2 protein-coding genes and 1 pseudogene are annotated in these 1901 nt (G+C 66.6%); 2 read left to right on the forward strand and 1 reads right to left on the reverse strand.

All coding sequences use genetic code 11. The features are described 5' to 3' along the window. Window positions 1-185, forward strand: a pseudogene (locus tag KDL01_RS40805) (hypothetical protein); the annotation flags it as partial. 174 nt (window positions 186-359) lie between these two features. On the opposite strand, the gene KDL01_RS40810 reads toward KDL01_RS40805, so the two are convergent. Further along, complete coding sequence (locus KDL01_RS40810) at window positions 360-1169, reverse strand: nuclear transport factor 2 family protein (protein WP_212534090.1); 810 nt, start codon at window positions 1167-1169, stop codon at window positions 360-362. Between the two features lie 109 nt (window positions 1170-1278). Here KDL01_RS40810 and KDL01_RS40815 point away from each other — a divergent pair. Beyond that, the coding region (locus KDL01_RS40815; RefSeq protein ID WP_212534091.1) for a TetR/AcrR family transcriptional regulator at window positions 1279-1901 on the forward strand (623 nt) is incomplete at its 3' end.

Here is a 1901-nt window from a genome sequence, read left to right on the forward strand (position 1 = left end):
CCCCCACCCAGCTCGAGGACCCGACCTACGCCGCCACCGCATTCCTCAACAGCCTGCCCTCCAACTACCAGAACATGTCCCTGCACACCGCCGCACAGGACGTCCAGCGCTCCTTCGACGGCTACCTCTACGCACAGTGGGAAGACCAGGCCGCACACATCGTGTCCTCCATCGTCAACAGCTGATCGCCACACCAGCACGCACCAGCACACACCACGCGGCGAACCCCTCCCCCAACCGGGGAGGGGTTCGTCGCGTTCCGCCAGCCGCAAGGCGGGCGAATCGTTCACAACTCAGGAATCTGCGACGTGCCGGCGGCGATGTTCGAGGTCGTCTGGGCGCCGCGGCGAAGACGCTCCCTAGATGTCCTGCCCGAGCGCCGCTGCCGCTGCCAGGATATTGACGTAATCGCGCAGGTGGGTGATCTGCCCCTCGTCGGCGGTGAGCACGATGATGTTGGGGAGCGCGAATCGGCCGGTCACCGGGCTGGTTCCGATCGCCTCCTGTTCGACGATGATTGTCTCCGGGCTGCCGGTGTCGTGCACGGCAAAGGTTCGGTACTGCTCGAACCGCAGTGGATTGGCGCTCCATCCCGCGGCAATCCAGGTCACGATCTCCTCCCGCCCCTCCAGCCGGGAAGGTACACCTGGGAACGCGAACGGGAATTCGTGGACCGCGTCCGGGGCGTACACGCGCCTCATTTCCTCGACGCTCTGGTCGATGGAGGCTTGGCGATAACGCTCGAGGATCTCGCGCGGGCCAGATTCGTGCTTACCGAGTGCCGCCCGTCGAGCGGTCACCGTGCGGTGGCTGATCTTCCAGCCATCTGGTTGTCGCGTGACGATGTCCTCGTATACAACGCTGCCGGCCGTCCCGTCGGCCTTGACGCCGAGACCTTTGGACCGGACCCGCGCCGAGCGCTCGTCGATCGGAGTGATCACGATGTTGGTGACGTGATGGCCGACCGGATTGGCCGCGCCCACCGCGAGTGCGCTCTCGCGCAGGGCCGCGGTCCCGTGCACCACGCCGAACCCGAAGGCGCTCAGGTCGTAGACGACGTCCGGGGTGAACAGTTCACCCGCTCGATGCAGGTCCCCCGCATCGGTAAGGTGCCCGTGGAGGTTGATCAGGTCGGTGATATCGATTCTGTCCTGCTCCGCCAGTGCCATCGGGGCCTCCCCAGTTCCAGGCGGGCCATACAGGTAAAGTGAGGCATGGTCCGGTTATGCCGGATACGATAACGGACCATGTCCCCGGTAAGCAAGGAGTCTGATCGACGTGGCGGAGGATCGGGATCCGCGCCCGCACGTTGCGCGCCCGCGGCGCGCGGACGCGCAACGAAATTACGGAAAGCTGATCGAACAGGCGAAAGCGGCCTTCGCCGAGTTCGGCGTGGACGCCTCCCTCGACGAGATCGCCCGCCGGGCCGGGGTCGCGAGCGGGACGCTGTACCGACACTTCCCCACTCGGCTCGATCTGATCGAGGCAGTGCTCGCCGAGCAGATCGCCGAGCTGGCAGCACTCGGACGCCGGCTGCTGACGGCCACGGACGAGTTCGACGCACTGTTGACCTGGCTGCGCGCCACGCTCATGCATGGCCTGACCTATCGAGGGCTGTCGGCCGCCGTCATGAACACGGCAGTCGACCGCGGCAATACCCTGGCATCCACCTGGCACACGCAGCTGTTCGAGGTCGGAGCGGCGCTGCTGACGCGCGCGCGGCAAACCGGTGCCGTCACCCCAGCGGCCGACGAAGCCGACGTGCTGAAAATGATCGGCGCAATCGCCTGGGCCGCCCAGGACGCCCCGGACAGCCACGCTCAAGCAGACCGCATGTTCGCCCTCCTGATCAACGGACTGCGCTCCACCATCGCCAGCCCGCCCAGCAGCCCCCCTTCCGC

This window comes from Actinospica durhamensis, from assembly GCF_018139695.1.
Lineage (GTDB): Bacteria > Actinomycetota > Actinomycetes > Streptomycetales > Catenulisporaceae > Actinospica > Actinospica durhamensis.